The sequence below is a fragment of the Pedobacter alpinus genome, assembly GCF_042684645.1.
Taxonomy (GTDB): Bacteria; Bacteroidota; Bacteroidia; order Sphingobacteriales; family Sphingobacteriaceae; genus Pseudopedobacter; species Pseudopedobacter alpinus.
Window position 1 is genome coordinate 21,913 of the sequence record NZ_JBHULV010000022.1, and the last position, 26,483, is coordinate 48,395.

General features: G+C 33.4%; 25 protein-coding genes. 15 read left to right on the forward strand and 10 right to left on the reverse strand.

All coding sequences use genetic code 11. The annotated features are described in order from the left end of the window. Positions 1–161: 161 nt before the first annotated feature. Positions 162–1,103 (forward strand): mechanosensitive ion channel family protein, encoded by a 942-nt coding sequence (locus tag ACFSSE_RS06645; RefSeq protein ID WP_379042809.1) that lies wholly within the window; start codon positions 162–164, stop codon positions 1,101–1,103. On the opposite strand, the gene ACFSSE_RS06650 is transcribed toward ACFSSE_RS06645, so the two are convergent. From ACFSSE_RS06650 to ACFSSE_RS06690, 9 genes are all read right to left on the reverse strand, one after another. Further along, on the reverse strand, positions 1,090–2,499 hold the full coding sequence (locus ACFSSE_RS06650) for a lytic transglycosylase domain-containing protein (protein ID WP_379042812.1): 1,410 nt from the start codon (positions 2,497–2,499) through the stop codon (positions 1,090–1,092). The two genes, ACFSSE_RS06645 and ACFSSE_RS06650, sit on opposite strands and share 14 nt — an antisense overlap. Before the next feature lie 21 nt (positions 2,500–2,520). Beyond that, positions 2,521–3,960, reverse strand: coding sequence for an Asp-tRNA(Asn)/Glu-tRNA(Gln) amidotransferase subunit GatA (gatA, locus tag ACFSSE_RS06655; RefSeq protein WP_379042815.1), 1,440 nt, complete (start codon positions 3,958–3,960; stop codon positions 2,521–2,523). A gap of 92 nt (positions 3,961–4,052) precedes the next feature. Then, on the reverse strand, positions 4,053–4,220 hold the full coding sequence (locus ACFSSE_RS06660) for a Sec-independent protein translocase subunit TatA/TatB (RefSeq protein WP_379042818.1): 168 nt from the start codon (positions 4,218–4,220) through the stop codon (positions 4,053–4,055). A 20-nt stretch (positions 4,221–4,240) separates the two neighbouring features. Continuing rightward, positions 4,241–4,525 (reverse strand): Sec-independent protein translocase subunit TatA/TatB, encoded by a 285-nt coding sequence (locus tag ACFSSE_RS06665; protein WP_379042821.1) that lies wholly within the window; start codon positions 4,523–4,525, stop codon positions 4,241–4,243. A gap of 256 nt (positions 4,526–4,781) precedes the next feature. Then, positions 4,782–5,207 (reverse strand): hotdog fold thioesterase, encoded by a 426-nt coding sequence (locus ACFSSE_RS06670; RefSeq protein WP_379042824.1) that lies wholly within the window; start codon positions 5,205–5,207, stop codon positions 4,782–4,784. Beyond that, positions 5,207–5,728 (reverse strand): DinB family protein, encoded by a 522-nt coding sequence (locus tag ACFSSE_RS06675; RefSeq protein ID WP_379042827.1) that lies wholly within the window; start codon positions 5,726–5,728, stop codon positions 5,207–5,209. Before ACFSSE_RS06675 ends, ACFSSE_RS06670 begins: the two co-directional genes overlap by 1 nt. Beyond that, positions 5,709–6,911, reverse strand: a complete 1,203-nt coding sequence (locus ACFSSE_RS06680) for a sensor histidine kinase (RefSeq protein ID WP_379042830.1) — start codon at positions 6,909–6,911, stop codon at positions 5,709–5,711. The genes ACFSSE_RS06675 and ACFSSE_RS06680 overlap by 20 nt, the downstream gene beginning before the upstream one ends. 8 nt (positions 6,912–6,919) lie before the next feature. Further along, positions 6,920–7,687 (reverse strand): exodeoxyribonuclease III, encoded by a 768-nt coding sequence (locus ACFSSE_RS06685; RefSeq protein WP_379042833.1) that lies wholly within the window; start codon positions 7,685–7,687, stop codon positions 6,920–6,922. A 43-nt stretch (positions 7,688–7,730) separates the two neighbouring features. Beyond that, the gene (locus ACFSSE_RS06690; RefSeq protein ID WP_379042836.1) at positions 7,731–8,429 is read right to left on the reverse strand and encodes a peptidylprolyl isomerase; all 699 of its coding nucleotides are present in this window, start codon (positions 8,427–8,429) and stop codon (positions 7,731–7,733) included. Positions 8,430–8,742: 313 nt separating this feature from the next. Between ACFSSE_RS06690 and ACFSSE_RS06695 the strand changes: the two genes are divergently transcribed. The 7 genes from ACFSSE_RS06695 to lptC all read left to right on the forward strand — a co-directional run bounded on the left by ACFSSE_RS06695 (position 8,743) and on the right by lptC (position 14,529). Beyond that, complete coding sequence (locus tag ACFSSE_RS06695; protein WP_379042839.1) at positions 8,743–9,585, forward strand: UDP-2,3-diacylglucosamine diphosphatase; 843 nt, start codon at positions 8,743–8,745, stop codon at positions 9,583–9,585. Between the two features lie 10 nt (positions 9,586–9,595). Continuing rightward, positions 9,596–10,594 carry a glycosyltransferase family protein gene (locus ACFSSE_RS06700; RefSeq protein ID WP_379042842.1) on the forward strand — a complete coding sequence of 333 codons (999 nt, stop codon included), beginning with the start codon at positions 9,596–9,598 and terminating at the stop codon, positions 10,592–10,594. 54 nt (positions 10,595–10,648) lie between these two features. Further along, positions 10,649–11,629: a DUF6427 family protein gene (locus tag ACFSSE_RS06705; protein WP_379042845.1), complete on the forward strand. Its 981-nt coding sequence runs from the start codon at positions 10,649–10,651 to the stop codon at positions 11,627–11,629. A gap of 112 nt (positions 11,630–11,741) precedes the next feature. Beyond that, the gene (locus ACFSSE_RS06710) at positions 11,742–11,915 is read left to right on the forward strand and encodes a hypothetical protein (RefSeq protein WP_379042848.1); all 174 of its coding nucleotides are present in this window, start codon (positions 11,742–11,744) and stop codon (positions 11,913–11,915) included. Positions 11,916–11,925: 10 nt separating this feature from the next. Continuing rightward, a complete protein-coding gene (locus tag ACFSSE_RS06715) occupies positions 11,926–12,675 on the forward strand; it encodes a type III pantothenate kinase (RefSeq protein WP_379042851.1) in 750 nt (249 codons plus the stop codon). Beyond that, entirely contained in the window at positions 12,662–13,951 is a 1,290-nt protein-coding gene (locus ACFSSE_RS06720; protein WP_379042854.1) for a hypothetical protein, read from the forward strand. Before ACFSSE_RS06715 ends, ACFSSE_RS06720 begins: the two co-directional genes overlap by 14 nt. 11 nt (positions 13,952–13,962) lie before the next feature. Then, on the forward strand, positions 13,963–14,529 hold the full coding sequence (gene lptC, locus ACFSSE_RS06725) for an LPS export ABC transporter periplasmic protein LptC (protein ID WP_379042857.1): 567 nt from the start codon (positions 13,963–13,965) through the stop codon (positions 14,527–14,529). A gap of 3 nt (positions 14,530–14,532) precedes the next feature. Here lptC and dapF read toward each other — a convergent pair whose 3' ends face one another. Continuing rightward, positions 14,533–15,327 carry a diaminopimelate epimerase gene (dapF, locus tag ACFSSE_RS06730; protein ID WP_379042860.1) on the reverse strand — a complete coding sequence of 265 codons (795 nt, stop codon included), beginning with the start codon at positions 15,325–15,327 and terminating at the stop codon, positions 14,533–14,535. 206 nt (positions 15,328–15,533) lie between these two features. On the opposite strand from dapF, the gene ACFSSE_RS06735 reads away from it, so the two are divergent. The 7 genes from ACFSSE_RS06735 (at position 15,534) to ACFSSE_RS06765 (ending at position 26,117) form a co-directional block, all read left to right on the forward strand. Beyond that, on the forward strand, positions 15,534–17,066 hold the full coding sequence (locus ACFSSE_RS06735; RefSeq protein WP_379042863.1) for a Do family serine endopeptidase: 1,533 nt from the start codon (positions 15,534–15,536) through the stop codon (positions 17,064–17,066). A gap of 348 nt (positions 17,067–17,414) precedes the next feature. Beyond that, positions 17,415–18,182: a succinate dehydrogenase cytochrome b subunit gene (locus tag ACFSSE_RS06740; RefSeq protein WP_379042866.1), complete on the forward strand. Its 768-nt coding sequence runs from the start codon at positions 17,415–17,417 to the stop codon at positions 18,180–18,182. A 56-nt stretch (positions 18,183–18,238) separates the two neighbouring features. Beyond that, positions 18,239–20,173 carry a fumarate reductase/succinate dehydrogenase flavoprotein subunit gene (locus tag ACFSSE_RS06745; RefSeq protein ID WP_379042869.1) on the forward strand — a complete coding sequence of 645 codons (1,935 nt, stop codon included), beginning with the start codon at positions 18,239–18,241 and terminating at the stop codon, positions 20,171–20,173. A gap of 111 nt (positions 20,174–20,284) precedes the next feature. Continuing rightward, positions 20,285–21,043 carry a succinate dehydrogenase/fumarate reductase iron-sulfur subunit gene (locus tag ACFSSE_RS06750; protein ID WP_379042872.1) on the forward strand — a complete coding sequence of 253 codons (759 nt, stop codon included), beginning with the start codon at positions 20,285–20,287 and terminating at the stop codon, positions 21,041–21,043. An 847-nt stretch (positions 21,044–21,890) separates the two neighbouring features. After that, a complete protein-coding gene (locus ACFSSE_RS06755) occupies positions 21,891–23,693 on the forward strand; it encodes a tetratricopeptide repeat protein (RefSeq protein ID WP_379043083.1) in 1,803 nt (600 codons plus the stop codon). A 94-nt stretch (positions 23,694–23,787) separates the two neighbouring features. Continuing rightward, positions 23,788–24,957 (forward strand): adenine-specific methyltransferase EcoRI family protein, encoded by a 1,170-nt coding sequence (locus ACFSSE_RS06760; RefSeq protein WP_379042875.1) that lies wholly within the window; start codon positions 23,788–23,790, stop codon positions 24,955–24,957. Further along, positions 24,954–26,117, forward strand: a complete 1,164-nt coding sequence (locus ACFSSE_RS06765; protein WP_379042878.1) for an HNH endonuclease family protein — start codon at positions 24,954–24,956, stop codon at positions 26,115–26,117. The genes ACFSSE_RS06760 and ACFSSE_RS06765 overlap by 4 nt, the downstream gene beginning before the upstream one ends. Positions 26,118–26,483: the final 366 nt, after the last annotated feature.

The window sequence follows — 26,483 nt, forward strand, 5'->3', positions numbered from 1 at the left end:
AGTTTTTCTAATTGAAAGAATAGCTATTCTATTGTAATGTTAGAAAAACGAGTATAGAAATAGATTTGATTAGAATTTTGTTGTAGCAAATTTCTATTGCTTAATCCGGGTTTATTGGCAACATTATTGATTTGTAAGAAATAAATGATGTGTATTTAAAAATGGATGTAGGAAAAGCGTACGATTTATTGGTTGGAAAGCTAACCAAATGGTTTGAAGAATTTATAAAATTATTGCCAAACTTGGTAATTGCAACAATTGTTGTGGTTCTGGGTTTTTTTCTTGCAAAAGTAGTGAAGTCTTTTTCTTTAAAAATGATTAGAAAGGTTTCGCATTTAGAAACTATTAATAGTCTTTTTGCTTCATTTGTATATATACTTACTTTAGGAGTAGCGTTATTTACAGCTTTAGATATCTTAAATTTAGATAAAGCGGTAACAACAGCTTTGGCTGGTGCTGGTATTTTGGGTTTGGCCTTAGCATTTGCTTTTCAAGATATTGCTGCAAACTTTATGTCGGGAATTTTTATGTCTTTTAGGCGCCCTTTTAACGTTGGCGATTTGGTGAAACTTGGAGAGTATAGAGGAAGAATTGAATCTGTAAATTTAAGAGACACCACCCTCATTACTCTGGAAGGACAAAGGTTACTTATCCCAAACAAAACCGTTTTTCAAAATGCAATTGAAAACTTTACATCAAGCGGAATTAGGCGTATGGATTTAAAAGTTGGTGTTTCTTACGGGGATGATTTAGAGCGAGTAAAGCAAATTACTCTTGAATCTGTTAAAACTATACCTGAAAGAGATACCCATAAAGAAGTTGAATTTTTTTACGAAGAATTTGGTGATAGTTCCATTAATTTTGCTTTGAGGATTTGGCTAAACAGCCCAGAGCAGAAGGTTTACTTGGCTGCAAGAAGTAATGCTGTTATGGCTATCAAAACCGCTTTTGATAAATCTGATATTATGATCCCATTCCCAATAAGAACTTTAGATTTTGGCATTAAAGGCGGCGAAAAATTATCAGAAATGAAAATTGATTTAGGCGAAAAACGACAAGTAGTTAGCGAAAAAATAGCTAATCCAGTTGCTAAGGAGCAGTAATTTTTAAAATCATCCCTATTGTTAAAATGCTTGACTTTAAATTATTTAGGGCTTTAATATTATTGATAGTTACGTTTTCAAAACGTTCTGCAATATCAGAAAGTGTATCACCAGCTTTTACTTTATACGTAAGGTAAGCTGGTTTTTTTTGTTCTGTTTTTTGAACAAACTCTTTTTTAATCACCAATTTTTGCCCAATTGCAATGGAGTATGAATCTAAGTTATTCCAAACTTTAATATCCTGCACCTCAACTTTGTATTTGTTGGCAATTGCATTTAAAGTTTCTCCTTTAGCAACAGTATGTGTGTTACTTATTTTAAGATTAGGGTTTACAGGTGCACTGGCTGGCAAAACTTTTAACAATACGTCTTCATCAGCATTTAATGCTTCAAAAAACTTTGCATAATCTTTATAGCTCAATTTGGGAATTATTAATCTCTTAGGATTTTCTAAAGTTCCGTTAACTAAATTTTTCTTGTAAACAGGGTTTAAACTGGTAATGTCAGTTTCGTTAAGGTTTAAAACTTCAGCTATTTTATTAAAGGCAATAAACTTGTTAATATATACGGAGTCTGTTTTTATAGCTTCTTCATCACTAACTTTAATTTCTGGGTATCTTGGGTAATAATTCATCATGTAGACAGCTGCAATAAAAGCTGGCACATAATTTCTTGTTTCTGATGGTAAATAACCATATATATCCCAAAAATTTCTAGAACCATTTGCTTTTGCGATGGCTCTTGTAACATTTCCTTTGCCACAATTGTATGAAGCAAGGGCCAAAAGCCAATCGCCTAATTCATCATAAGCGTCTCTTAAATATCTTGCAGCAGCATAACTAGCTTCTGTTGGATCCCGGCGTTCATCAACATAATTATCAATAGTTAAACCGTAAACTTTACCAGTAGTGTACATAAACTGCCACATACCAGTTGCGCCAACCCTTGAAACCGCCATTGGATCCATAGAGGATTCTATAATAGGTAAATACTTAAATTCTAGCGGAATATTGTAAGTATTTAAGGCTTTTTCAAAAACCGGGAAATAATATTTCCCTAAGTCAACCATACGCCCCATTTCGGCTTTACGCTTGGTTAAAAAAACATCGATATAAGTTTGTACGTAAGGGTTGTAATCTAAATTTATGGCAGTTTTAATAGAATCTAGTCGGTATTTGTAAATAAGGTTGGGGTTGTATTTAAAAATCTCTAACTGCAAATTCATTTCGGCAGGTACAAAAGTTGTATCTGTACTTATCAATTTTTTAATTGCCCTTGCTTCTTTTAAACTTAGAGAGGTATAAGTTAAAGTATCAACATTTATGAAACTTGCAGCTTGGCTACTTAATCCACAAATAAATAATAAAAAACTTAATCCTAATCCAAATATCCTCATTCTTTAAATTTTTATTAGCGACTATATTTTTTCAATACATTTTGAAAAAGCCAGTAAATTTCCTTCTTTAAATCTTTGACCAATTATCTGAATCCCCAACGGTAAACCGGCCTTATTATTTCCAGATGGTATAGAAATAGCGGGTAAACCGGCTAAAGATGCACCAACAGTAAAAATATCTGCTAAATACATTACGATAGGGTCTGTAATTTCTTCGCCAATATTAAAAGCAGGAGTTGGCGTGGTAGGAGTAATAATAAAATCGTAATCTTCTAAAATGGAATCCATTTTATCTTTAATTAAACGCCTTGCTTTTTGTGCTTTCGAGTAGTAAGCATCGTAATAACCGGCACTTAACACAAAAGTTCCCAGCATTATTCTACGTTTAACCTCGTCTCCAAAACCTTCAGATCTTGATTTTTTGTAAGTACTCATTAAATCTGTAGAAGCCGGACTTCTGTAACCATAATGTACGCCATCATAACGGGCAAGGTTTGAAGAAGCTTCTGCAGTTGTTAAAATATAATAGGTGGCAACAACGTAATCTAAAAACTCAAAAGAAACAGGTTCAACAGTATGGCCTTCAGCTTTCAGTTTTTCAATTTGTTGCATTACATTCTGCTTAATTTCTGGGTCTAACCCGTCAGAATGTAAAGTTTCTTCTATAAATGCAATTTTCTTTTTTGATACATCTTTACCAATAAATTGAGAGTAAGCTGGTACATCAACATTAGAAGAAGTAGCATCATGACAATCATTACCGGCAATTACTTCTAAAATTAAAGCAGCATCTTCAACAGATTTTGTAATTGGCCCAACTTGGTCAAAAGACGATGCGTAAGCAACAACACCATACCTAGAAACTCTGGAATAAGTTGGTTTTAAACCCACAACTCCACAAAAAGCAGCCGGTTGTCTTATAGAGCCACCAGTATCAGAAGCTAAGGAAGCAAAACATAAATCGGCCTGTACAGCAACCGCAGAACCACCAGAAGAACCTCCGGAGACCTTAGTTTCATCCGCGAAATTTTTTACCGGACCAAAGTAACTGGTTTCATTAGAAGCGCCCATTGCAAATTCATCGCAATTTAAGCGTCCAATAATAATAGCATCTTCTGCTAAAATTCTATTTACAACTGTTGCAGAATATACAGCCTCATAACCTTCTAAAATTTTAGAAGAAGCAGACATTTTATGCCCTTTAAAAGAAATATTATCTTTTAAACCAATAATCATCCCGGCTAATTTACCAGCTGTACCATTATTAATTTTTTCTTGCACCTCCTCTGCTCTAGCTAATGCCTCGGCTTCAAAAGTTTCTAAAAAAGCATTAAGATGGGTGTGATTGACAATTCTTGCTGTATAGTATGAAACTAAGTCTTTTACAGTAATAATTCCAGCCTTTAAATCTGCCTGAAGAGGTGTAAAATTGGAATAGGATTTAATTTTTTCTGTAACCATGTTATAAAACAAAACCTTGAATTCCCGAAATTAAGTATTTCGAACGTTCAAGGTTAGTAGATTCCCAAAAAAATTCAGGAAATTTTAATATTCTATTGCTTTTCTTCTGTTTTTTCAGTTTTATCAACACCACTTTGGGCATCTTTAAACTCTTTTACACCTTTACCCATACCTCTCATTAATTCCGGAATTTTTTTACCGCCAAATAAAAGTAGTAAAGCCAATACAATTAAGATAATTTCTGGAGCACCTAAACCCATTTTTTATTTACTTTAAATTGTTAAAAATCTTTTCTTTCTTTTGCTGTTTCCTCAACAACTACTTCTGTTTTTTTAGAACGCTCTATCTCTTCTTCTCTTTTCAATTCCTCGTTTGCAGTAAGCTCATTTATATTTCTGTGTATTTCTCTTTTTACACCATCAGAAGCATCTTTAAATTCTCTAATTCCTTTACCCAAGCCTCTTGCCAATTCCGGAAGTTTTTCTCCTCCAAAAAGCAACAGCACAGCAAACATAATTAAAACAACTTCTTGCGTACCTAAGTTTAGAAATAATAAATTACCCATTAGAATGATAATATTTTGTATTAGAAACAACGCAAATATAAATATTTTATTTTTTGCATTTATACAATAGCTGATTTATAAATTTAGATTTAAAATTAATGTAAATTATTAGGAGCGTGGTTCAGTTTGTATTGAGAAAATATTATTGATTATTTATAATCGAAAAATAGAAAATCTGGTAGATAACTGTGAGCTATCTGAAAAAATTTAACACCATGCAGCCAAAAAGCAACACAAATAAATTATTAGCCAAAATTTAAAAAACCGCTGGTACTACTGCTACCGTTAACCTACTTATGCAACTTAGTTTTCCTTTTTCATTATAAATTTTAATATCCCAAATGTGGGTTTTACCGCCAATATGTAGTGGTGTACAAATCCCTGTCACAAAGCCTGCTTTAACCGGTCGTAAATGATTAGCGTTAATTTCTAGACCTACACCCATGTTTTTTTCGGGGTTTAGTACTAAGTTAGACGCTACGCTTCCTAAAGTTTCTGCCAGTACTACATTTGCACCGCCATGTAAAATACCATACGGTTGGTGCGTTCTTTTATCAACTGGCATAGTTGCTTTAATAAAATCAGACCCTATTTCTGTAAATTCAATTCCTAAAACAGTACCAATATGGTTTGGGTGGCGACTATTTAGCTCTTCCACACTTGGCTCTTTAAACCAAATCATTATTTCTTAAGATAAAGTTCTTTTAAAATATTAAAATGATGCTCTATATGGCCATATATGATAAAAAGCAAAGCACCAGCAGAAACTGTTTGTCCGTTTGCGTTACCTTTTTTCTTCATATCATCATCAGTTAAAGACTTAAAGAAAAATAAATTTGCTTGGCGCAGCATCACCAATTCATCCACCAAATCACTGTAAGTATATTTATCAATGTTGGTATTGGCTACAATTGCATCTTGGTCATAACCTGGTAAATCAGTTTGATCGTTACGGGCTATACGCATAGCTCTATATGTCATTACTCTTTCGGTATCAATTAAATGAGAAATCACTTCTTTAACTGTCCATTTTCCTTCTGCATAAGCATAATCATATTTTTTTTCTGGTATGTCTGCCAAAAAATCATCAATATTATTTAACTGACTTTTTAATCTTCTTAAAATAGGCTGGTTGCCCGCAGAAGCTAATTTGATATAGTTTTCATAAAACGGTGCATACTCGTTAGCTAGTGGTTGGTACATAGTTTAAACTGCTTTTAATTATTATTCTAAATGTTGTTCCTTTTCCAATTTCAGACTCTTTTACGAATATTTGTCCGTTATGGTAATTTTCTATTATTCTTTTGGTAAGGGATAATCCTAATCCCCATCCTCTTTTTCTGGTGGTAAACCCTGGTTGAAAAATGGTAACGAATTTAGACCGAGGTATTCCTTTGCCTGTATCTGTAATATCTACAAATATCTGTTCTTTCACTATATTTTCAACAATATTTACAGATATTTTTCCCGGCCCTTCAATTGCGTTAACTGCATTTTTTAATATATTTTCTATAACCCAGTCAAAAAGAGGGATATTAAGTAAGGCTTCTTGGTTTTGATCACCAGTAACCTCAAAAGTTATTTTGTCGCTTACACGTACACTAAAATAATCTACAAAATCATTTATGGTGTCATAAACAGAATGACTGGTTAAAATTGGTAACGATCCTATTTTAGAAAATCTATCTGCAACAATTTCTAACCTTTTTACATCATTTTCCATTTGCAAAATTAGGGGATCAGTTTCTGCATCAAACTTGTCTTTCAGCAACTCTATCCAAGCCATTAAGGCAGATATTGGAGTACCCAATTGATGTGCTGTTTCTTTTGCCAAACCTACCCAAACTTGGTTTTGCTCCCTTCGCCTAGATGAGCTAAATATGAGGTAGGCAATCATTAAAAAAAGTGAAATGATAGTGAGTTGAATGTAAGGAAACACCCTTAATTGGGTTAACAAAAAACTATCCTTATAATAAACATAGTTAATTGTACCATTCATTTCTAAAGGAATAGGCTCGTGTTGAGCTTTCATGCTTGCTAACTCCCTTAAAAAATACCTTGGGTCGTATTTTTTATCTGTATCTAATTTATAATAAGTTTTAGTGCTATCTAAAGCGGTATAAACAAGGATAGAATCTTGCTCATTTGTTACAATTGCAGGTACTACTAAACTGTCTTTTACGGTAAACAAATAATCCATCATTTCTTGGTTATCTGTTTCAAACATTTTTTTGAAACTTTGGCTCCAAACCTCAGCTCGGGTACGTTCAGATTTTGAAATACCTTGAACCAAAAAGTTAGTGTACCATAAAGATGTTGCTGCAATTACCATTGCGCCAATTAGCAATAAATATTTCCACCTACGTTTGTTTTCGTATAAATTCATTTAATAGTTTAAAACTGTAGTTCTAATAAAATCGGACAATGGTCAGAGTGTTTGGCTTCTGGCAAAATTGCTGCCCTTTTTAAATTTTCAGAAAGTTCAATAGTAGTCATGTGATAATCTATACGCCAACCCAAATTCTTACCTCTTGCGCCTGCTCTATAACTCCACCAAGTATAATGGTGCGGATCTGGGTTAAAATGTCTGAAAGTATCTACAAAACCTAAATGTATAAAACTGTCCATCCAAGCTCTTTCTTCGGGTAAAAAACCCGATGAATTTGCGTTTGATTTTGGGTTGTGGATATCAATTGCTTTATGGCAAATATTATAATCACCAGATATGACCAATTTAGGGTAATCCACTTTAAGTTTTGCAATGTAATCTGCAAAGTCTTCTAAAAATTTATACTTAAAAGCTTGCCTTTCGTCACCACTACTACCCGATGGAAAATATGCGCTTATTACAGAAAAATCTTTAAAATCAGCTCTTATTACTCTTCCCTCCCTGTCATATTCTTCTATTCCACAACCATATTCAACATGTTCGGGTTCAATTTTAGCAATTATTGCTGTACCGCTATAGCCTTTTTTTTGTGCCGGAAACCAATAGTGTTTGTAGCCCAGCTGTTCTAAAATTGCAATATCTAATATTTGCTCTGGTGTGGCTTTAATTTCCTGTAAACAAACTATATCTGCATCAGTAGCTTGTAGCCATGCAAACCATTCCTTATTAATTGCGGCTCTTATGCCGTTAACGTTGTAAGATATAATTTTCATTATTTTTAATTCTTTTTTAAGATTCTCAATAATAGCTATCGGGTTATCCTTTAGCTTTTTTAAGCTCCTTTGTAAGTTGTTTAAGTTCTTTTTTCTCTAGCAAACTTACCATCATTTTAATATCTGTTAAAGGCCTGTCATTTCTACCTACTTTAACAGTGCCAATATTGTCAACCATTTGCATTCCTTTAACAACTTCCCCAAAAACGGTATAGCTTTGGTCTAAAAAAGGCGCTCCGCCTATAGTTTTATAAACTTCTCTATGCGCTGCAGGTATTTTTTCTCCTTTTAATCTATTTTGCTCAACGCTATTTAATTCATCATCTGTATAAATTTTGCCTTGTACAATATAAAATTGTGAACCTGAAGATGCTTTTTCGGGGTTATTATCTCGGGCAGCAGCCAAAACACCTCTTTTATGGAAAAGTGAAGGCACAAATTCTGCGGGTATGGTATAACCTAAATCTCCACCTCCAAGCTGTTCTGTTGCATTGGCTTTTTTTGAAGTAGGGTCTCCTCCTTGTATCATAAACTCTTGTATTACCCTGTGAAACAAGGTGCTATCCAATGTTCTTTCTTTTATCAATTTTATAAAATTATCACGGTGCTTTGGGGTTTCATTATACAGTTTTAAGTAAACTATACCATAATTTGTAGTTATTTTAACATAAGTTTCTTGCGGTTCTTTTGCAAAAGTATTTAAGCTTAAAAAAGCTAGTAAAATAAAAATCAGTTTTTTCATGCGTTGGAATTTTATGCAAGGTATTAAATTAAACAATTTACCTAAGACTCTCTTTGCAAAAAGCCAAGCTATGTAAAGTAAATGTTAAATAAATGGAGACTATTGATTGATTATTTAATATTAAACTAATAATGAGGTAATTCTAATAGTTGATTTTTGTAGAAACTTTAATCATGGAATTTTTGAACTGTATTTTTCTATCCGTCAGTGTGATATCAATTATTGCATTTTATCTTAGTCCGTTTGATTTGAAAATTGAGGAGGATGAAGATTGAGACTTTAAATTAATTTTTCATTTGATAAAATATTAAACATGTCTAAAAGAGAAGTAGATATTGTAATAATTTCTGATGTGCATTTAGGCACTTATGGTTGCCACGCAAAAGAATTATTAATGTATCTAAAAAGCATTAAACCCAAAATGCTTATCCTTAACGGCGATATTATTGATATTTGGCAGTTTAGTAAATCATATTTCCCCGAAGATCATCTAAAAGTGATTAGGCGTATTTTAAAATTTGTTAGTGATGGCGTACCTGTATATTATTTAACAGGTAACCATGATGAAATGCTAAGAAAGTTTGCCGATTTTAACATGGGTGGCCTAAAGTTATTAAATAAATTAATATTTAATTTAGATGGTAAAAAAGCTTGGGTTTTTCATGGCGATGTGTTTGACGTTACCATGCAACATTCAAAATGGTTGGCAAAATTAGGTGCTATTGGTTACGATACCTTGATAATGATAAATAGTATTACCAACTGGGCACTTTTAAAAATGGGTAAAAAGAAATACTCTTTTTCTCAAAAAATTAAAGCCAGTGTAAAGGAAGCTGTAAAATTTATCAATCAATTTGAGCAAACAGCTGCCGAATTAGCTATTGAAAAAGGTTATTCTTTTGTAATTTGCGGCCATATACACCACCCAGAAATAAGAGAGATTGTTAACAATAAAGGAAAAGTGACTTATCTAAATTCTGGAGATTGGGTAGAAAGCCTAACCGCTTTAGAGTATAATGAAAATAAATGGTCTATCTATAAATATGATGCGTCTTTATGTTTTAAAGACGAAGATGATGTTTTAGATACTGAAAATTTAAAAAACATGTTAGATGTAAAAGGACTTTTTGAAAAATTTAAACAAGAAGTATCTTAGTTTTATAGCAATGAAAATATTGTACGCCATACAAGGAACAGGAAATGGCCATATTAGCCGGGCAAGAGAAATTGTACCTCTTTTACAACAATATGGCGATTTAGATTTATTGGTTAGCGGCACACAAGCTGATGTTTCTTTAGCGCAACCTTTAAAGTACAAGTTTCATGGTTTTAGCTATATTTTTGGAAAAAAAGGCGGGATAGATTTTTGGAAGACTTTCAAAGCCATGAATTTAATACAGTTTTGGAAAGATTTAAAAAGTATCCCTTTAGAAAACTACGATTTAATTATTAACGATTTTGAACCAATTACTGCTTGGGCTTGTAAACTCAAAAAAGTAAAAAGCGTTTCATTAAGCCACCAAGCTTCATTCCTGTCGCCAAATACGCCAAGACCAAAAAAAAGCGAGAAATACGCAGAGGCTATTTTAAAGTATTACGCACCAACATCAAACCATATAGGTTTTCACTTTAAAGCTTATGATGGTTTTATACATACGCCAGTTATTAGGGAAGAAATTAGAAACTTAGATCCAAAAAATCATGGTTATTATACGGTTTACCTACCTGCCATTGATGATAAAATTTTACTCAAATATTTACAAGCCATACCAGATGTAAAATGGCAGGTTTTTAGCAAACATCAAAAAACGCCCTATCAATATGCAAATGTATTGGTAAAGCCGATAGATAATTTAACATTTAACAGAAGTTTAGAAAACTGTGAAGGTTTGCTAACTGGTGGAGGTTTTGAAGGCCCAGCAGAAGCTTTGTTTTTAGGAAAAAAACTGCTGCTTATACCCATGAGAAATCAATTTGAGCAAGAGTGTAATGCAGAAGCCGCCAGACAGTTAGGAGTGCCTGTGATTAAAAGAATTGACAAAAACTTTGTGAATTCTTTGAACCAGTGGATAAAAGAAGATCAAAACATAGTAGTAGATTTTCCTGACCAAACTGCAAAAATTATTGAGCAATTGGTGCAAAACTATGCCTTCAAAAAAAGCTAAATACACTATATTTAATAGATATTGCTTATTATTGCCTGTCTGCAATAATTAAGCATGATTACTCAATTCAGAAATTTAAATTTCGTTAATGTTTTTTTTTTAATAGCACTAACATTAGTGTTAAGAATTGGCGTTTTTGTTAATTTACCAGAGGCAGTAAACTCTGGTTTTATAGAGTTTTTTAACAGATTGCTAATTAATTTTAACTTAGATAGTTTTTTAAATCCAATTGCAAACATACTTATAGCCGCATTATTAGTTGTTTTGCAAGCCCTTTTATTTAACCAAATGGTTAATAAGCATGGTGTATTAAACAAATCTACTTTTTTACCGGCAGCATGTTATATTTTAGCTTGTAGTATATTTACACCATTTTTAACCTTTACACCACCACTGCTGTGCAACTTTTTTCTGCTTTTTATATTTAATAAAATTATAATAGAATATAAAAGCAATAACTCTATTGCTGCCATGTTTGATTTAGGTTTGGTAGTTGCTTTTGGTACTCTTTTTTACTTCCCATTTGTTATATTTTTAGTTTTATTATGGGTAGCATTATTTGTATTTAAACCCTTTTATTGGCGAGAGTGGGCAAGTGCTTTGGCTGGCTTTATTACCCTTGTTTTTTTGTTAGGGGTGTATTATTATTGGAACAATAAATTGTTGGATTTTTATGAGATTTGGGCACCACTTTCTGCAAAATTGCCTATATATATTAACATACAGGTTTTAGATTATATAGTACTTTTTCCTATTATTATTTGTGTGCTTTTAGGGATGCTTCATTTGCGTCAAAATTTTTTCAAAAGCTTTGTCTTGGTGCGTAAATCATTCCAGTTGTGCTTGTTTATATTTCTTTTGGCTATAGTTTCTTTTTATTTAAAAACAGATTTTAGAATAAATCACTTTTTACTTTGTGCGCTACCCGTAGCGTTAACAATATCTTACTATTTTGTAAATGCTAAAAATAAATGGATTTATGAGTCTATGTTTTTATTTATCATAAGTTTCATCATTTATTTCCAATTTGTTTAAACTCATTTGTTTAACTTTTTTTAACAGATAACAAGTGCTTAAACTATTAAATTTTGATAGTTTTGTAGCCAAGCTGTGTTTAGCATAATCTTATTTTAGATTTAGGTGTAAAATGAAAGTTAGATACATTAGTGCGGTTAGCAATCAAAATATGTTTAAAATAAATATTACTGGTTATTGTACCATTAACGTAAGAGTTTTGGGTAAAATGCTATACCCAGCAAAATTTATGGATGGTATTTTTGTTAAACAAGGTGCTTTGGTCAAATTTGAATCTAATTTATAAATACGGGTAAATGCCTAATTTGGTAATTGATATCGGCAATACTTTTGTTAAAATTTCTGTTTTTGAAGCTAACAAATTAGTTTACAATCAAAAAACAAATGAATTAACAACAGAATTTATTATTAAACTCATTGAGAAGCATCAAACAAAAAACTTAATTGTTTCTTCGGTAAAGAAAGAACTAGGTTTTAATGAAGATGAAATAAAAAAGAAGGTTAATTATATTCTTTTTAACGGGGAAACTTTAATTCCCATTAAAAACAAATATGAAACACCAAAAAGCTTAGGTTTGGATAGATTAGCAGGCGTTATTGGTGCTAATTTTTTATATCCTAACCAAAATATTTTGGTGATTGATGCGGGTACTTGCATTACTTATGACACTTTAAATAACAACGCAGAATACTTTGGTGGTAGCATATCGCCAGGTTTAAATATGCGTTTTAATGCCATGCACCATTTTACTTCAAAACTCCCTTTGGTAAATTTTGAAGGTAGTTTTAAAAAAAGTTTTGGAGGTAATACAGAAGATGCAATGAGTTCTGGTGTAATTAACGGAACATTTTATGAAGCAGAAGGTTTTATAAAGCAATATTTAATTGCTAAACCAGATGCTAAAATTATACTTTGTGGAGGAGATTCTGCGTTTTTTGATTCGAAGTTTAAAAACAGCATCTTTGCCCACTTAATTTTACATGAACCCAATTTAGTTTTAATTGGTTTAAATACGGTTGTTAATTATCAGCATGATCTTAAATAGAAAATTTATCCTTGCACTTACATTCTTATGTGCAATAGTTTGCAATGCAATGGCACAATCTACCATCAACTCTCCTTACTCTAAATTTGGCGTTGGTAATATAAAAGGAAGCTATTTACCTCAAAACAAAGGAATGGGGAACTTAGCGTATGGAATTGGTACCGTTGGTGGTTATCAAAATATTAATATTTCTAATCCAGCATCTTACTCTTTTTTAAGATTAACTGTTTTTGATATTGGCGCTTCTACAGCTTTACAAACTTTATCTAAAGGGGATTTAAAAGAACAAAGTTTTAATGCAACATTAAGTCATATTGCAATAGGTGTGCCTGTAACAAAAAAATCTGCTATAAGCTTTGGCTTATTGCCTTACAGTAATTTTGGATATGAGTTTAAAAATTCTAGTCAAAAAGTTGATACTTTTTCTGTTGATCAAATTTATGCTGGCGAAGGCGGATTAACCAAAGCTTATTTAGGTTATGGTTTAGGACTTGGAAAACATTTTAGTGTAGGTATTAATATGAGCTATCTTTTTGGGAACCTAAGAGAAAGTAAAGCTACTGAGTTTACAAATTATGTAGGCTTTTTAAATTCTAGAACGGTAAACAATAATGCTATAGGGGGCTTAAATTTTGATTTAGGTTTAATGTATATAACAGCTTTAAATGATAAAACTAAGCTAACTATAGGTTATACTGGCGGAGCTAAAACGCAGCTTAACACTAAATTTTCTCAATTATCTACCAGATACCAAACCATTAATGGTGCTGACTTGACTTCAGATTCTACAAGTTTTATAAACGAAGTAGAAGGAAATTTAATCATACCTACCAACCATAATTTTGGCTTTAGTATAGAAAGAGTAAATAAATGGTTAGTAGGTGCCGATTTAAGATTAGCTAACTGGTCCGAATTTAAAAAATCTGGCTCTACAGATGTTTTAAATAATACTTGGGGTTTTTCTGTTGGTGGGCAAATTACTCCAAACTCAAATGCTGTAACCAACTATTTAAAATTGATGGATTACCGTATGGGATTTAATTACAATAAAAGTTACGTGGCTATCAACAACAGAGATATTGATGTAAAAAGCGTTAATTTTGGTTTAGGTTTCCCATTAGTTTCTTCCCGATCTGCTTTTTATAAAATTAACTTGGCTACAGAACTTGGTGTTAGAGGAACATTAGATAATAATTTAGTTAAAGAGAATTTCTTTAATATTCACTTAGGTTTCTTGATAAACGATAGATGGTTTCAGAAATATAAATACGATTAGTATTTTAATATATGCAACGTTCAATTCTATATCTGCTAATTTTTTGCGCAATGGTTTTTACAGCTTGTGAAAACGATTTAAGTAAAGTGAAAGAAATTGAACAAAAGCAAAAAGAAAATGTTGAAATTACAAAAGGAGCCGAAATAATTTACAGCGATTCTGCTTATGTAAAGGCCACTTTAAAAACCCCTATTCTTTATAATTATAAAACTGCTACTCCCTACATGGAAATGCCTAAGGGCATTGAAATTACCTTTTATGATAAAGATTTGAAACAAACCAGTAAAGTTGTTTCAGATTACGCCATCAGAAAAGAAAGTTTAAAAATAGTTGAGCTTAAGAAAAACGTAGTGGCTACCAATGCCGAAGGAAAAACTTTTAAATCTGACGAGTTAATTTGGGACGAAAATTTGAAAAGATTTTACTCCAATAAATTGGTGACCATAAACACTGATGGTAATTTAATTACAGGCCCTGGCTTTTGGTCTAATGAGGATTTTTCTTACTACGAAATTAAACAAGGAGCTGGCATTTTCAACTTTAAAGGAGACCTAAACGAAACTTTAGAGAATCCTTAATTACTAAAACGCTATTTCACCTTTAAAAACCTGTTTCGCTGGGCCTTCCAAAAATATATGATCAAACTTTTTTCCGTCGTAATTAAATCTAATATTCAAATCGCCACCTAAAACTTTAATGGCAGTTTCACTATAGCCAATAGTATTATTTGCATAAGCGTTTGCCAATGCAACGGCCGTAACGCCAGTACCACAAGCGTAAGTTTCATCCTCTACCCCACGTTCATAAGTACGCACCAATAAATAATCATTTTTATCTTCTACAAAATTTATATTAATGCCTTCTTTGCTATAAGTATTATTGTATCTAATTGCTCTGCCTTCTGTAAATACATTTTTATTAGCAACATCATCAGCAAATTTTACATAATGAGGCGATCCGGTATTTAAAACAAAATCGTCCCCATCTTTTTTAATTTGTTCAACATCAATCATCTGTAAACTTACCCAATCCCCACTGTCAGCAATTTTGGCATAATGTGGGCCGTCAACTGCCAAAAAATTAGTTTCGTAATCTATTATCCCTAAAAATTTTGCAAACGCAACAATACAACGTCCGCCGTTACCACACATGCTACTTGGGTTACCGTCAGCATTATAATAAACCATTTTAAAATCAAAACCTTCGGTAAGTTCTAAAAACATAATACCATCACCACCTACACCAAAACGTCTATCGCAAAGTTTAGCTATTTTATCAGGAAAATGATGATTAAAAGCCATATCACGGTTATCAACCATAATAAAATCATTGCCCGCACCTTGGTATTTATAAAATGATAATTGTTGTTTTAACATATTACAAAAATGAATAATTTAGAGCGATAAAGCAATTAACAGCGATTAAGTTTAACAATAATTGGCTTTTCTTTACAGACAGAAAATAGCTTAAAGATTAAAAATTTAACAACTTTTAACAAAAAACAAAATAACAAGTACTTGCTTAAAACGTCTTAATGGTATTATTTTTGAAAGCTAATATTTACATAATCAAATAAAAAAATATGGAAGGTAATATGAGAAAAATAGGAATTACATTATTAACCGCATTTGTAGGAGGTGCAGTTGCCATTGGTGCCTATAAATTATTAGAACCTACAAGCTTATCGGGCTTAAGCCTTGATGAAAGACAGAAGGTATATTTTACAAATAACCCATCTGATATTTCATCATCAACAGGAGCACCCGATTTTGTTCAAGCTGCTGCAGTGGTATCTCCAGGTGTAGTGCATGTTAGAACTACCTACAACCGTTCAAGATCTCAAGCAGCAAATGATCCATTTGGAGATATGTTCGAAGATTTCTTTGGCAGAAGACAACGTTCTACACCTAACCCTAATGCACCAGCACCTATGGGCAAAGGAAGCGGAGTTATTGTAACTGGTGATGGTTATATTATGACCAACAATCATGTTGTTGAAGATGCAGAAAAAATTGAAGTTATTTTATCTGATAAAAGAATTTTAGAGGCTAAAGTTATTGGTAGAGATAAGAACACAGATCTAGCCTTGATAAAAATTAATACCTCCAATTTACCGATTGTTAAACTTGGAAACTCAGACGACGTAAAAGTAGGAGAATGGGTTTTAGCAGTGGGTTTTCCGCTTACTTTAGAGTCAACCGTAACAGCAGGTATTGTAAGTGCTAAATCTCGCCAAATTGGTATTTTGGCACCAGAAGTTGACCGCAGAAATTACGATCCTAACAACCCGCCTACAAATTCGTCTATTGAATCTTTTATTCAAACAGATGCGGTAATTAACAGAGGTAACAGCGGTGGTGCTTTGGTTAATACCCGTGGCGAGCTAATTGGTATTAACTCGGCAATTGCTTCACAATCTGGTACTTATGAAGGTTATGGTTTTGCAATACCAGTTAATTTGGCTAAAAAAGTGATGGATGATTTCTTAAAGTTTGGAGAGGTTAAACGAGGATTTATAGGCGTTACTTTTCAAGAATTAAATGCAGATATAGCCAAAGAGTTAAAACTTACTGAAATAGATGGTTTGTATGTAAATTCTACTTTAGAGGGTGGTGCTGCCGAAAAAGCAGGCATCAAAAAAGGTGATATTATTAAGCAATTAGACGGACAGGAAATTAGTTCATCTGCTCGTTTGCAAGAAAGAGTTGGAACCATGCGTCCGGGTGATAAAATTACTTTAGGTGTATTGAGAGATGGACAAATAAAAAATTTCAACGTTATACTTAAAGGAAACGAGGCAACAAAATTAGCAACCAGCAACAAAGAAGTTAGCGAGGTGATGAATAATTTAGGGGCAACATTTTCTCCTTTAACAGATGCAGCAAAGAAAAAATACGGCATCACCTCGGGTGTAGTGGTAACTAGCGTTGCTGCCGGAAAAGTATTTGATATGTATGATATGCCTAAAGGAACAGTAATTACTAGCGTAAATGGTAAAGGCGTAAACAATAACGACCAAGTTGTTGCAGCACTTAAGGAAGATAGTAAAATGATAACCCTACAAGGTTTTGTGCCAGATGGTAGTAGGTTTAGAGTTACCTTTCCGGTAAAATAGGTTTAAATAAGTTTTAAAATGTAAAGCCAGATATTTAAGGATATCTGGCTTTTTACATTAATAAATTTTTTTGAGAAAAATTAAACTGTTACAAAACAAAATGAGCCAAAAAGTTATTATTTATAGGTGTGTAGATTAAGCGGTGGCTTTTATTTGAATATTTTGGTTTTTTAAAAGAAATACATTTTTAATATTTCAAAATATACCCTTAGTGTAAAATGCAATTATTTAAAATGTTTCTAAATAACCATAAAAACCATGTTTAATTTGCTAATTGCAATTAAATTGTCATTTAATAGATACTTTTGTAACCAGTAAAAAAACCATTTATTTAAAATTTAAGCATTAATGAGTAATTTTTCAAAAGCATTTTCTTCAACATTAGGAAGAAAACTGATTATGTCTTTAACGGGTTTGTTTTTATGTTCTTTCTTAATCATACATTTAATTGGAAATTTCCAGTTATTTAAAGATGATGCAGGTTTGGCATTTAACCAATACGCCCATTTTATGACAAACTTTACCCCAATTAAAGTAGTGTCTTACTTGTTGTACACCTCCATAATAGTTCATACTGTTTGGGCAATTATTCTAACAAGAAAAAACAATGCTGCTCGTCCTCAAGGTTACGCAATAAAACCAAAAGACGGTAGCATTTGGTCTTCACGTAATATGGGTATTTTAGGTACAATTATTTTTGTTTTTATAGTTGTACACATGTCTAACTTTTGGTTTAAATACCACCAAGGTTATACTCCGTTTATAGAGTATAGTACAGATTTGACTACCGGAGCAACCACTAGTAGAGAGCTTTCAGCATCTGAGTTTACAAAATATGTAAGCTATGTTGATAATGGTGTAGAAATTACAAAATCAGAGGATTTGTATCTAGAAGTTTCTACGGCATTTAAACAATGGTGGTTAGTTGCATTTTATATAATTGCAATGGTAGCATTAGCTTTCCACTTAATACATGGTTTTCAAAGTGCTTTCCAAACATTAGGTTGGGACCACAGTAAGTACAAAAATTTGATCAACTTTTTAGGTGTGTGGGTATTTGGTGTACTTATACCTTTAGGTTTTGCCTCAATGCCATTATATTTTCTTTTTAAATAGACCATAAATCAGCCTAAGTTTTAAAATTAGGTTTAGATATAAAAAATAAGATTCAGATGAAGTTAGATGCAAAAATTCCGGCCGGCCCATTAGCCGAAAAATGGAACAAACACAAATTCAATCTAAAATTAGTAAACCCAGCCAACAAACGTAAGTACGATGTTATTGTAGTTGGTACTGGTTTAGCGGGCGCATCTGCAGCTGCCTCCTTAGCAGAACTTGGTTACAACGTAAAAGCATTTTGTTTTCAGGATAGTCCAAGAAGAGCACACTCTATTGCTGCACAAGGTGGTATTAACGCTGCAAAAAATTACAGAAATGACGGTGACTCTGTTTACCGTTTATTTTACGATACCATTAAAGGTGGCGATTACAGAGCAAGAGAAGCAAACGTTCATCGTTTAGCAGAAGTTTCTGTAAACATTATAGACCAATGTGTGGCTCAAGGTGTTCCTTTTGCTCGCGAGTACGGCGGTTTATTAGATAACCGTTCTTTTGGTGGTGCACAAGTATCCAGAACTTTTTATGCTCGTGGTCAAACCGGTCAACAATTATTATTAGGTGCATATTCTGCTTTAAACCGTCAAATTAATTTGGGTACTGTTAAAATGTACACCCGATCTGAAATGTTAGATGTAGTTACTGTTGATGGTAAAGCACAAGGTATTGTTACCAGAAACTTGGTTGATGGAACAATAGAAACACATAGCGGACACGCAGTTTTATTATGTACTGGTGGTTACGGTAATGTTTTTTACCTTTCTACCAACGCAATGGGTTCTAACGTAACAGCAGCTTGGAGAGCGCATAAACGTGGCGCTTATATGGCTAACCCATGCTATACCCAAATACATCCAACTTGTATCCCAGTAACTGGAGATCATCAGTCTAAATTAACTTTAATGTCTGAGTCTTTACGTAACGATGGTAGGGTTTGGGCACCAAAAACTGTAGAAATTGCAGAACGTGTTAGAAAAGGAGAGTTAAAAGCGAGCGATATTAAAGAAGACGATAGGGATTATTTCTTAGAGCGTAAATATCCTTCTTTTGGTAATTTGGTTCCGCGTGATGTGGCATCAAGAAATGCAAAAGAAGTTTGTGACGAAGGTAGAGGTGTAGGTAAAACAGGTTTAGCCGTTTATCTTGATTTTGCAGATTCTATCAAAAGATTAGGGCAACCAGCTGTTGCAGCAAGGTATGGCAACTTGTTTGATATGTACAAGCAAATTACTGATGAAAACCCTTATGAGCAAGCAATGCGTATTTACCCAGCCGTACATTATACAATGGGTGGTTTATGGGTTGATTATAATTTGATGACCAGCTTACCAGGTTTGTATTGTTTAGGAGAAGCAAATTTTTCTGACCACGGCGCAAACAGATTAGGTGCTTCTGCATTAATGCAAGGTTTAGCAGATGGCTACTTTGTTGTTCCTTACACTGTTGGAGATTATTTAGCAAACATTGGTCCAGCACCAATTGACACAAACCGACCAGAGTTTGCGAAAACCAAAGCTGAGGTGGAAGCTCAAATAAAAAAATTACTTTCTTTAAAAGGAAACAAAACTGTTGATGAGTACCACAGAGATTTAGGTAAAATTATGTGGGAATATTGCGGTATGGCAAGAAGTACTGAAGGTTTGAAAAAAGCCAAAGCGATGATTGCCGAATTGAAAGTAGATTTCTGGAAAAATGCAATTGTTTTAGGTGATAATGAAGAAGTAAATCAATCTTTAGAAAAAGCAGGCAGAGTAGCCGATTTTATAGAACTTGGAGAATTGATGATTGATGATGCTTTTAATAGAGAAGAATCTTGCGGTGGCCACTTTAGGGTAGAGCATCAAACACCAGAAGGCGAAGCTTTAAGAAACGATGAAGAATACGCTTATGTTGCCGCTTGGGAATACAAAGGCGATAATATGCCAGAGACCCTTCACAAAGAAGAATTAGTTTTTGAAAACGTTAAATTAACACAAAGAAGTTATAAATAAGTATCAAGTAGATAGTACCAAGTAAAAAGTATCAAGTATCAAGACCTTACAAATTCTTGATACTCACTACTCACTACTCACTACTCACTACTAATACTCAATACTAAAAATATGAGTGGAAATATGAACTTGACGTTAAAAGTATGGCGTCAAAAAAATAGCAATACACCAGGTAAATTTGTGACTTATAAAGCTTCAGAAATTTCACCAGATATGTCTTTCCTTGAAATGTTAGACGTAGTTAACGAGGATATGGTTAAGAAATCTGAAGATCCAATTCAGTTTGACCACGATTGTAGAGAGGGAATTTGCGGAATGTGTTCTTTAGTAATTAACGGAGAGCCACATGGACCAAAAAGAGCAACTACAACTTGCCAATTACACATGCGTAGTTTTAATGATAACGATACTATTGTAATTGAACCTTGGAGAGCAGCTGCTTTTCCGGTAGTAAAAGATTTAAGCGTAAATCGTTCTGCATTTGATAGAATACAACAAGCCGGCGGTTACGTTTCTGTAGGTACTGGTGGTGTGCCAGATGCTAACGAAATAGCTATCCCAAAGGTAATTGCTGATGAGGCTTTTAACTCGGCAGAGTGTATTGGTTGTGGCGCTTGTGTTGCAGCATGTAAAAATGCTTCGGCCATGTTATTTGTATCTGCAAAAGTATCGCAATACGCTTTATTGCCACAAGGCCAGCCAGAACGTTATTCAAGAGCAGAAGCTATGGTATTACAAATGGACGAAGAAGGTTTTGGTGGTTGTACCAATACTTACGCTTGCGAAGCACAATGCCCTAAAGAAATTAAGGTAACCAACATTGCCCGCATGAACAGAGATTTCTTTGTTGCCGAGTTTATAAAATCGTAATATTTAGATTTGTTTTTCATAAAATGCCTCTTTAGATTAATTTCTGAAGAGGCATTTTTTTATTTGATTTGTTTATGATGTGATCATGGTAAATGTTATGCGCTTCAAATACAGTGCTTCTGGGCGTTTTAACTCGCTTTTCGCTGTATCTTTTTTGTCTTATCCTTTGACTCCGCTCAGGATTACAAAAAAAGGATGCCGCTTCTATCGTGAACGCTCTCGTATAAATTAAAAAACTTGGTTTGGGACATTAGAAACTAGCAAAAATTATCGAACTCACGTTTATAGGCTATACATAAATAGAAGCAATTAATGGTTAACCAAAAAACATCAAAAAGAAATGCTTGCTGAGCCAGTTATTTCTAAAATTATAAGCCAAAAAAAGCCGAAACCTTAAAATTATGCATGCTACATAAATACAGGTTAAAAAATATTAATTACTTTAGTCAATTATGAAAAAACAATAATCAAAAAAAGCTTTAAAAAATCGACGAATTAAAAATTAAGTGCGCAATAAAATAGTTTGAGCAATTGATCTTAAACCAAACAAAATTTTTAAAAGCTTAATCATCAAGGTTGTAAAATTACAAGTGCTAATTTTAAACTTAAAATAAAGATTAATTTTAAACGAAATAAATAAAAGAGTCTTTATAAAAGCAACAAATACTTTAAATGCAAATTAAACATCAGATAAATCAATTCTTATATACCATCTTCCCAGAATTAATGGGGGGGGGGTAATAACCTAATAACCAGTAGGTTACAATCCTACTACACTTATGGCCCTTTTAAGCCAAAAGTAAGCATAGAAAAAGATTGGGTTATAATAGAAATTGATACCCCAACTATTGTTTCTCAAAACTCAGATTACCGCAAAACCGTTGCCCTTTGCGAAAAAGGAAATTACCAAGAGGCAAAACCCATCCTAAAAAATCTTATCGAAAAAAATCCCACGGTTTCGGAATATCACCGCATTTTGGGACAAATACTTTCTGACGAAGGCGAGCAAGAAGAAGCCATCAATTGTTTAATAGACGCGCTTCGCTGGGATTCAAAAAACGGTTACGCTTTATTAATGATGGGTAACATTTTTGCAAAATTCAAAAATGATGTTCCAACAGCCATTAAATATTACGACCAAGCCCTTGTTGCAAATCCTAAAGATTACATCACCATCAGCAACATTGGCGCAATATTAATGCAGCAAGGCAAATTAGAAGAAGCCAAAAATTACCTGTGGCAAGCCATTAAAATAAACGATAAATATCCAAACACCCATTTTGAACTTGGCATGATTGCCGAAATGGAAGCCGACTTACCTTCTGCTTTTCACAGCACCATACAAGCCATCAAAACCAGTAAAAATAAAGATATTCTTTACCAAAACGCTTGTAGGCGAGCTTTTGAAATTGCCCAAAAAATTATAGCTACAGATGCTGGCAAAAAGATTTTTAGAGCCTACCGCCATCTGTTAGAAACTAAGGGCGAAGTTAAAATTGACATTATACAAGACGATAGCATCCCCACCGCTGCAAAAATTGAATTTGCCGAAAATTACGACCGAGATAAACACTTGGTAAAGTTTAAAGCAAATTACCCTGCGGTAGAACATCTGGTGATGCATGAAATGACTCATTTGGATTTTGTTATTGACGCCCAAAAAGCAAATCTTAATCAGTTATTTACCTCCACGCAGCAGCATAAAAACCAATTTGTAAAAACAATTGTCCCTACCCTTCAAAAATTAAAAAGTTTAGGCTTACCAAGCGCCACCATAGACCAATTTAGCGAAGGACTTTTTACAGGTTTAAACAGCCAAATATTTAATGCCCCGATAGATTTGCTGATAGAAAACTTTTTGTATTACGAATATGCCGAGCTACGCCCCTATCAGTTTATATCGTTACATCACCTATTACAAGAAGGTATTAAAGCCGTTACCGACCCAAAAATAGTTGAGCTTTCGCCAAAAGATATTGTTTCTAAAAGCAAGGTATATAACCTTACTGGCGCACTCCAATTTAAAGACTTATTTGGTTTAGATTTTATTAGAGACTATAACGCAAGCCCTGCCGAGCTTAAGCAAGCAAACGATTTTTATACCGAATACCTAGATTATAAAGAAGATAAAAAACCGGCAGAAGAGTATGAAATGATTTTGCATTGGGCACAAGATTTAAAGCTAAACCAAAATTTTGAGCTGGTAAACGAATACGAATACCGCAACAAAAGAACCAATATAGAAAACCTGCTAACGGCTATAGAAAACGATCCTTTTGATTTAGAAGCACCCAATCCTTTATACGAAAAGGAAACGGATAAATTTCTAAAAACACAAGAACAAAACGGCTTAAACATGGCTATAGTGATGTTTATGGTGGATGCCTTACAGTTTTTTAAAAACAAAGCACAAACAGAAACTAAAAAAATTGCGCTAGAAATAGCCATGCAAGGCACACAAGGTTACGATACCCAAAAAACCAATTATAAAATAAGTGCCATAGCCAATAAAACATTCTCGGGTTATCACATTCTGGCCTACTACTATGTAAGCTGGGCCATAGCCATTCCCGAAATGCTTGCGCAACTTCAATTACCTTATGAGCAAGAGTATGAAATGGCGTTGAGGATGCATAATTCGGGCGATTAACCTACAAAATAGAAATGATGGAGGGTTGAAAGCAAATTTATAATTCACTCATCATCAAAACGAACTTTTAAACGAAAAGATACCGGAATATACCATGGCGAACAGCAACCTTACAAATGCAAGAAATGCAAAGAATGATGAATTTTATACCCAATATCACGATATAGAAAAGGAAATTGGAGCATATTTAGAATTTAATCCTAAAGTTTTTTTTGGAAAGACAGTTCTTATGCCTTGTGATGACCCTGAGTGGAGCAACTTCACTAAGTTTTTTGCACAAAATTTTGAACGACTTGGGCTTAAAAAATTGGTTAGCACAAGCTATGCACCTGAAAGCAAAAACTATAAAAGCGATTATCAACCTACTCTTTTTGAAGTTAATGATCCACAATTCGATGAAAATAAAACCGTAAAAAACGGTAAAATATTTACGTTAACTAGAGATAAATCAGGAGATGGTAAAGTTGACGTTAATGATTTGGAATGGGAGTATTTGGAAGGTGATGGTGACTTTAATAGTATTGAGATAAAAAAGCTGAGAGATGACTCTGATATAATTATCACAAATCCTCCATTTTCATTGTTTCGTGATTTTTTAGCTTGGGTCTTAGATGCAAAGAAACTGTTTTTGTTAATCGGCAATATGAATGCTATCACTTATAAGGAATTTTTCCCTCATATAAAAGAAAATAATGTGTGGCTAGGTGCAACCAATTTCAATAAGGGGATGTATTTTAAAGTACCGTCTGACTTCGTTTATTCCGAAACCTATAAATTTGAAAAAGAGCAAAATGGGGAAAAAGTTAATCGTGTTCCTGGAGTATGTTGGTTTACAAACATTGACCATGGAAGACGCCATCAACCAATGCCATTGATGTCAATGAAAGATAATTTAAGATTTAGTAAACACAAAGAAATAAAGGGTAAAGATTCTTATGACCAGTATGAAAACTACGCAGCCATTGATGTATCTTTTACAGACTCCATCCCAAGCGACTACGTAGGTGTGATGGGTGTGCCGATTACTTTCTTAGATAAATATTCTCCTGAACAATTTGAAATTGTCGGAATGTGTGAAAATGAAGACCTGTATAACTTAAAAGTAAAAGTTTACACTACTGCAGAATGTAAACAAGCTTATCTCGATAAATTTGGTAAAAAGGGAACTTATGATTTGAATGCAAGTGGCGTAATTATAAGAGATGGATTATTGGAAAAAGTCTATCAAAGAGTACTTATTAAACACAAAGGGTCAAACAAATGAAAACAACACTAAGAATAGACCTCACTGTTAAAGAAATTTGTGAGGGATTTATATATAATGAGCTTGAAGGAAAGGGTTTATTTGGTTTATCAGGCAAACTAACTATTCAGCCAGAATATCAGCGTAATTACATTTATGCAGACGGTAAAAGAGATGTCGCCGTTATAGAATCTATCCTTAAGGATTATCCATTGGGCTTAATTTACTTCAATAAGGTAAGTGATGATAATTTGGAGGTTTTAGATGGTCAACAGCGTATAACAAGTTTTGGGAGATTTGTTACTAACAAATTTGCAATCAAAGATGAAAATGGAATGCAACAATATTTCAGTAGTTTCGCAACCGAACTCAAAAATAAAATATTAGAAACCAAACTCCTAATCTATGAGTGTGAAGGAACAGAACCTGAAATAAAACAATGGTTTAAGACGATTAACATTGCTGGTGTTCCGCTCAATCAACAGGAAATAAATAATGCAATATATTCTGGTCCGTATGTAACACTTGGTAAAGAGGAATTTAGCAATAGTCAAAACTCAAACATCCAAAAATGGAGCGCCTACATATCTGGAAGTGCTAACCGTCAAGATTTTTTGGAACGAGCATTGGACTGGGTAAGTAAAACAAACATTGATGACTACATGAGTCGTCATCGGTTCGATACGAACATCACTGAATTAAAAAACTATTTCACAAGCGTAATTGACTGGGTTTCTACAGTCTTTGTTGACGTTGAAAGTGAGATGAAAGGTCTTGAATGGGGGCGTTTATATGAAACCTATCGTAAGCAACCTTACAATTCAAAAGCGGTATCAGATGAGATAAAAAAACTCTATTCAGACCCATACATTAAAAACCGAAAAGGAATATTTGAATACATACTTGGAAGTTTATCAGACACAAAGCTACTTGAAGTCAGAGTATTTGACGAAGCAACAAAAAAATCTATATATGCAACTCAAACAGCGCAATCAGAAAAGGAAGGAGTTTCAAATTGCCCCTTATGTGCGCTAGGTCACGATTCAAGTAAAACTAAGGTTTGGAAACTAGCAGAGATGGATGCCGACCATGTTACAGCTTGGAGCAAAGGCGGCACAACTAACTCTAAAAACTGTCAAATGTTATGTAAAACTCACAATAGGGCAAAAGGAAATAGGTAGGAATTTAAATCCTATGAGATTAAGACTATTTCCTCTTAAAAGAAGTTTTTCTTATTGAATAGACCCGTTTTGTCCTGCTGAGCGGAGTCGAAGCATTACCATTAAGCAAAGTATCCGCCCAGCACACTCCTTCGACTCCGCTCTATCTGTTTGTAGAATTAAGCGAAGCGTCTCTACTAATTAATGCAAGTAAACTAGAAAGTGCTGCCTTTTACCAAAAAAATGCTGCTCAGAACTTCTCCATGACTAATTAACTGGCAATAAACATTCTGAAAAGCGAGAAAACTAAAAATATCAGTATCAGAAGCAAAAGGAACATCGCAGGCAGGGAGATGAAATAATTAACCAGACACCTTAATTTTTAAT